This window comes from Kitasatospora sp. NPDC004240 (genome assembly GCF_053603215.1).
Map to the genome: position 1 here is coordinate 1 of NZ_JBSGFD010000311.1, position 6,538 is coordinate 6,538.

Consider the following 6,538-nt stretch of genomic DNA (forward strand, 5'->3'; position numbering starts at 1 on the left):
CCGGTCACCAGGAGCACGTCCGGGCTGGCGTCGTACCGGTCGAGCGCGGCGAGGGGCCCCGGCGAAGGGCGCCGGCGCGGCCGGCCGGGGACGTGCCCCCGCCACCCCTGCGGACGGCGTGCCGGCCGCCGAACTCACCCGCGCCTGGCGGGATCTGGCCCTTTCCGCAGTCACCCTCGGGGTGGCCCGCGCGGCCCAGGACTGGCTGGTCCGCTTCCTCAACCAGCGCACCCCGGCCGACCTCACCGAGCCGCTCGGCACCCTGCCCCGCTACCGCGGCGCGCTGGGCGAGATCGAGACCCGGCTGATCGGCGCCGAGGAGCTGGTCAACGGCCTCGCCCCGCGGGTGGACCGGGCCGATCCGGACGCCGTCGCCCGTACCGGGCCCGCCCAGCTGCTCGCCACCCGGGCCGCGGTCGGCGCCGTCCAGCAGGCCGTCGCGCTCACCGGCAACCCGGGGCTCAGCCGCCGCCACCCGCTGGAGCGTTACCTGCGGGACGCGCTCAGCAGCCGGGTCCACTTCGCCCCGGACGAGGCCGTGCTGGACGCGACCGGCCGGGCCGCCCTGGCGCGGGGCGCCCAGCGCTGACACCCCGCCGGGACGTCGCCAGGACCCGGCCGGGACTTCACCGGGGCTTCCCGAGACTTCATCAGGACTTCACCGGGATTGCGCCGGGCGGGGACGCCGCCGAGCCCCGGCCGGAGGACGGCCCGGCGGGGCTCGGCGAGGGCGCGCGGTGGGTCAGCGGGTGCCGACGGCGGCGCGTACGGCCCGGCGGGCCAGCGCGGCGTCGTCGTACAGCCGGCGGATCATGATCCGCTGCTCCTCGCCCGCGCCCGGCACGTCGTACAGCCGGATCTCCCGCATCAGCACCAGCACCAGGTTGACCAGGAACGCGTCCCGGGCCAGGGTGCCGCCGCTCTGGGCGAGTTGGCTGATCTGGCGGCGGGCGGCGGTGTCGCCGGACAGCACGCTCCACAGCACCGCGAGGTCGTAGCCCGGCAGGTACCAGCCGGCCTGCTCCCAGTCGACCAGCACCGGGCCGGACGGCGCCAGCAGGGTGTTGCTGAGCAGCGCGTCGCCGTGGTTGAGCTGGAGCGGGGTCTGCGCCAGGCCGTGCAGCAGACCGCGCAGGTCGCCGGCGTCCCGGTCGGTCAGCTGGCCGACCGAGTGGTACCGGGCGATCTCCAACTGGTAGTCCAGGCGCGGCTCGAACACGTCGGCCGGCGGCCGCCACAGGTTGAGCGTGCGCAGCGAGCCCAGCACCGCCCGCACCTCGCCCGGGGTGGGCGCGTTGACCGGGTGCCGCTCGCGGGCCGCCGGACGGCCCGGGACCCGCTCCAGGACCAGCACGCAGCGGTCGTGGTCGGCCGCCACCAGCCGGGGCAGCCGCACCGGCGGACGGTGCCGGACGAACGCCCGGTAGACCGCCACCTCGTGGTGGAAATCGGCCACCAGCTGCTCGAAGTACTCACTCCGGACCGCCTGCGGGGAGAGGCACTTGGCGACCACCGGCGCCCGGCCGATGGTGCCCGCCACCAGGATGTGGCGGCTGCCCTCGCGCAGCACCTGGCGCGGGGTGAACGCGGGACATATCCGCGCGACACCGGCGAGCGCGGCGCGTACCGCCGGGGTCTGCAGCGCCGCCGGGTCGATCCGCTCGGGGTTCGCCGGCTGGCCCGGCCGCTGCGGACCGCGCAGCCGCTCCATCCCGGCCCGATCCATCCCCGGACGCACCGGCGCGAACCGGGTGGCGCTGAACCCGCCCGCCTCGGGGGTGCGCAGGCCCAGCGCCGTCCGTCCGGCCTGGCCCCGGGCGTCCGTGGACCGGCCGTCGGTGCCGCGCGGTGCCGCGGGGCGGCTCGGCGGCACCTGCTTCGGACCGGGCCGGCCGGTGGCCGCGGTGGGGGGACGCAGCGCGGTGCGGGTCGTGGCGGGCGCGGGGGAGGTCGCTGAGGAGTACATGGGGTGAGGGTGGTCCCTTCCTGGTCCGTCGACGGGCGTTCCCCGCGGGGGCGGGGAGGACCGTTGCCGCGAGGCTCCTGGCGCGGTGACGGCCCTGCTCGGTGCGAGGGGTGGAGCGCGGGCGCCGGGCACGGACGCGGGGCCTGGACCCCTGCGACGGCGGTGTCCGGGCCGCCGCACCCTGGGGAATGCGGCGGTCGGACTGCCGTGGCCGTGCCCGGCGCCCCCGCGCCACCCGGCCGCGCCACCCCCTCGGGTGAGGACCGGGTACGCCCCACGACACGTCCGGGGGAGGCCCCCGGCCCGGTGGTGGGGCGCCTCCCGACCCGAGGGGCGAGGTGGCGCACCTCTACATCACACCCGGACGGCACTGGTACGTAATGTGGCGGACCCTGGCGAAGCCTGGCGAATGCTCGCCTGGCACATGACGGAGCGCTAGTTTCGAACCAGCCGAGGAACCTGGGGGCTTCACTTGAGCAGGGAACCCAACACCCGACTCGCCGACCTGTTCGTCCTGACCGGATGGTCCAAGGGCGAGCTCGCGCGGCTGGTCAACCGGCGGGGTGCGGCGATGGGCCAGCAGCAGCTGTCCACCGACACCTCCCGGGTGCGGCGTTGGATCGAGCGGGGGGAGATCCCCCGCGATCCGGTGCCGAGGGTGCTGGCGGCCGTGTTCACGGAGCGGCTCGGCCGTGTCGTCACCACTGAGGACCTCGGTCTGGAACGACACCGGCCCACCAGGTCCGGGGCGGCGCAGCCCGCAGCAGTGCCATGGGAGCCGGATCGGACGGCCGCGGTCCTCACCGAGTTCACGGGAATGGACCTGATGCTGAACCGACGTGGATTGGTGGGCGCGGGCGCCGCGCTCACGGCCGGGGCGGCCGTCGCCGACTCGCTGAAGGGCTGGCTGGGCGGGGACGCGGTCGCGTACGCGGCCTCGGTGCCCGGCCCCCGGCAGGTGCTCACCCAGGGCGGGGCCCGCCCGGTGGTGGACGTGTACGACGCCGGCCCGGTCGGGCTCGACGAGGTCGAGGCGCTGGAACGCTCGGTCGAGGTGTTCCGGGCCTGGGACGCCGCCCGCGGCGGCGGCCTCCAGCGCAAGGCGGTGGTCGGCCAGCTCAACGAGGTCGGCGGACTCCTGACGCACCGCCACGGTCCGCTGGTGGAGCAGCGGTTGTGGCTGGTCGCGGCCAACCTCGCGGTGCTGGCGGGCTGGATGTCCCACGACGTGGGCCTGGAGCCCACCGCGCAGAAGTACTTCGTGATCGCCGCCGAGGCGGCCAAGGAGGCCGGGGACCGGCCCCGGGCCGGCGAGGCGATCTCCCGGGCCGCCCGGCAGATGGTCCACCTCGGGCGTGCCGACGACGCGATCGACCTGATGGGCGCCGCCCGCGCCGGCGGCACCTCCCGCGCCCTGCCCAGAACCCGGGCCATGTTCAACACCGTGGAGGCGTGGGCGTACGCGTCGATCGGCCGCGCCCAGGAGACCCGGCGGCTGCTCGGCGAGGCGGAGCAGCTGTTCGCCGAGGACAACGACGAGCCGAAGCCGTCCTGGATGCAGCTCTTCGACGAGGCCGAGCTGCGCGGCATGCAGGCCCTGGTGCTGCGCACCCTCGCCGAGCACGACCCGGGCGCGGCCGGCCAGGCCCGCCGGCACGCCGAGCAGGTCATCAAGCTGCGCGAGGGCACCGGTCAGCTGCGCTCGGCGCTGTTCGACCGGATCACCCTGGCCTCGGTGCACTGGCAGACCGGCGAGCCGGACGCCGCCGAGTTCCAGACCAAGATGGTGATGAACCTGATCAGCCAGAACTCCTCGCACCGCACCTGGGACCGGCTGCGCGAGATGTACCGGCTCACCGCCCGCTACCGGGGACTGCCGGTGGTCGACGAGCTGCGGGCCGAACTGGGCCGCGAGCTGCGCCAGGCGGACGCCAAGAACCGGCCGCGGCTCACCTGAGGCGGTGGGCCCGCCCGGGACGGCCACGGGCCGGGCCACGGGTGGCCACGGGTCGGGGGCGGGCCCGTGGCGCGTGGCGGTGTCCTCGCGGTGGCGGGTGGCGGCATCGGTGCGGCGTTCCTGCGGTGCGGAGTCCGCGCGTGCGGTGTCAGTGGGGTGCGGTACCCGCGCGGTGACGGGTCCCGGGGCTGTCGGCGCCGGCCTCAGGCCGCGCGCAGCCACATCCGCAGGGCGGTCACGGTGCCGTCCGTACCGAGCACCGGTTCGCCCTCGCACGCCACCGGGCCGAGCCCGGGCACCCGGACCAGGCCCACGGGGCAGCGTCCGTGCACCAGCGCGTCCGTCATCATCCGGCGCAGCAGCGGCCGGTCCGCCTCGGTGAGCCGGTCGGGCAGCCGGTCGAGGCTCAGCGGGCCCTGACCGGGGTCGCAGCCGAGCAGCCGGAAGGTCTCCGGTGACCAGCGCACGTCGTCGGTGAGCAGGTCCCACTCGGCCGTGGCGTCCGGCTGGGCGTCCGCCCGCGCGGCTGCCGACCCGCAGGGGGCATCGGCGGCGTCGTCATGGACGGACGCGTCGTCGGAGGAGTGGTGGTCGGAGGCGGCGCGGTCGGAGCCGGGGGCGGGGTCGGGCGTGTCGCCCCCGGCCCCGTCCGGCCCGTCCGCCGCGTCATCCGTGTCCGTCGCCGCGCCGCCCGCGGGCCCGTCCGTCGTTCCGCCCACCGGGGCGTCCGCCGGGGCGGTGCCCGTCGGGCGGGCGGCGGGGGAGGGCAAGCTCATACGAGGTCCAACGGGGTTGGGGGCGGGTGGGGTGGTGAGACGACTGTCGCACAGCCGGATCGCCCGCGTGGGGGATTTGCACAGATCGATGCGAAATTCCCGTGGCATATGCCAAAGGGGCAGGAGGGTTCATCGCCCTGTGTGCGGCGGGGCCCCTCAGGCGGTAACCTTCGGTGATTCCGGCGCCCGGGCGCCCACCCGCAGTACCTGACCAGAGACCCCGGCGACGGAAATCCCGTTGCCACTACGACCGCCGCAACGGATGCTGACCTCATGTTCGAGCCAGTGATAGCACCCAGTGCCAGCCTCCTCGGCCTCCTGCAGCGAGGCCGCGGTGACGGGCAGCTCCATGCGCTGGCCGCCGACCGCACCGAGGCCATCGCCGCCCTGGAGGAGTGCGTCACCTGCGACCCGAGAGCCGACTGGCAGGTCGAGAACCGCTCCCTCTACTACGCGCGCCTGTACATGGAACTGGAGGCCCCCCTCGACGGCATCGAGGACCACCTCCACTCCCCGGAGGACCTCCTCGACCACGAGGACGCCCGCACCGGGCTCGCCCTGTCCGTCCTGGGCCACCTCGCCGCGTACGGCCGGCGCGACGCGCTGCTGATGCTGCGCGAGTACGCCGCCACCGGCACCAACTGGTCCTGGGCCCTGGACGAGCTGGCGCTGCGCGACGACGACCGCGGGCTGCTGCTGCTCGGGACCGCCGTGCTGGACCGCTTCCCGCCGGGCCCCGAGGGCGACGCCGAGCTGCGCGCGACCATCCGTTCCGCGTACGAGCCCCGGCCCTGGCGGCTGTGGGCCGCGTACCACCCGAGGGTCGCCGCCGCGAGCGAGCAGTCCCCCTTCGACCTCTGGCAGCGCCAGCTGAACCGCAGCGGCGTCACCCCGGGCTGGAGCACCGCCGACGTGCTCGCCTGGGCCGACCAGGGGGACCTCGGCAACCTCGGCGCCGGCGCCTTCTCGCAGACCGACCGTCCCGACACCCACGCCTCCGATCCCGCCGGCCCCGACGCCGTCGACCGGCGGGCCGCCGCGGCCGCCCGCTGCCTGGCCGCCGTGGTCCGCCCGGAGGACCGCCCGACCCTGCTGGAGGCCGCCCGCGGCGGCCTGCCCGGCGCCCGCCGCGCGGCCCTGCGCTACCTCGTCGACCGGCGCGACCCCGCGGCCGCCGAGCTCATCGAGGCCGCCGCCGCCGACGTCGACGACCGGACCGTCCGCTTCGGCCTGGAACTGCTCGGCCGGATGCGCGGCCCCGAGGCGCTGGCCCACGCCCGCCGCTGGGCCGACCCCGCCACCGGCGGCGCCGACAGCGCGCTCGGCGAGGCCGCCGTCCAGTTGCTCGCCGACGCCGGCGAACCCTGCGACGCCCTGCTGGTCACCGCCGGGCTGCGCCGCTGGGTCTCGGTCCGCGGCGTCTCAGGGGCCGGCCTCGGCACCCTGGTCGACGGTGCGGGGCGGCTGGCCGCCGCCGGAGCCGTCCCCGTCCTGCGCCACATCTACGGCGAGGCCGCCTCGTCCGAACTGCGCGGCCGCGCCGCCCGGGCGCTCGCCGCGACCGACGAGCACTTCCCCGAGGGGCCCGCCGTCGAGTGCCTCTGGGACTGCGAGGAGTCGACCAGGGAGCTCGCCGCCCGGCACGTCGCCACCACCGGCGACGCCCGGGTGCTGGAGCGCCTGCGCCGCCTGGCGGCCGACCCGGCCGAGGAGGCCGAGGTGCACGCCGCCGTCCGGGGCCGGCTGACCGCCGCCCGCGAGCGCCGGGGTTAGGCGGCTCCCCTCCTTCCACGAAGGAACGAAGCACGGTGGCCGGGGACCCGATCGGGTCCCCGGCCA

Annotated in this window: 5 protein-coding genes; 3 read left to right on the forward strand and 2 right to left on the reverse strand. The window is 76.5% G+C overall.

Translation table 11 applies throughout. The features are described from left to right. Positions 1-118 precede the first annotated feature (118 nt). The gene (locus tag ACWEQL_RS39855) at positions 119-589 is read left to right on the forward strand and encodes an acyl-CoA dehydrogenase family protein (RefSeq protein WP_452156096.1); all 471 of its coding nucleotides are present in this window, start codon (positions 119-121) and stop codon (positions 587-589) included. 153 nt (positions 590-742) lie between these two features. On the opposite strand, the gene ACWEQL_RS39860 is transcribed toward ACWEQL_RS39855, so the two are convergent. Further along, positions 743-1,966: a phosphotransferase gene (locus ACWEQL_RS39860; protein ID WP_452156098.1), complete on the reverse strand. Its 1,224-nt coding sequence runs from the start codon at positions 1,964-1,966 to the stop codon at positions 743-745. Positions 1,967-2,438: 472 nt separating this feature from the next. On the opposite strand from ACWEQL_RS39860, the gene ACWEQL_RS39865 reads away from it, so the two are divergent. Then, positions 2,439-3,923, forward strand: a complete 1,485-nt coding sequence (locus tag ACWEQL_RS39865; protein ID WP_452156100.1) for a DNA-binding protein NsdB — start codon at positions 2,439-2,441, stop codon at positions 3,921-3,923. A gap of 203 nt (positions 3,924-4,126) precedes the next feature. Here ACWEQL_RS39865 and ACWEQL_RS39870 read toward each other — a convergent pair whose 3' ends face one another. Continuing rightward, the gene (locus ACWEQL_RS39870) at positions 4,127-4,699 is read right to left on the reverse strand and encodes a hypothetical protein (protein ID WP_452156102.1); all 573 of its coding nucleotides are present in this window, start codon (positions 4,697-4,699) and stop codon (positions 4,127-4,129) included. A gap of 273 nt (positions 4,700-4,972) precedes the next feature. On the opposite strand from ACWEQL_RS39870, the gene ACWEQL_RS39875 reads away from it, so the two are divergent. Next, on the forward strand, positions 4,973-6,472 hold the full coding sequence (locus ACWEQL_RS39875) for a HEAT repeat domain-containing protein (protein WP_452156104.1): 1,500 nt from the start codon (positions 4,973-4,975) through the stop codon (positions 6,470-6,472). Positions 6,473-6,538 lie beyond the last annotated feature (66 nt).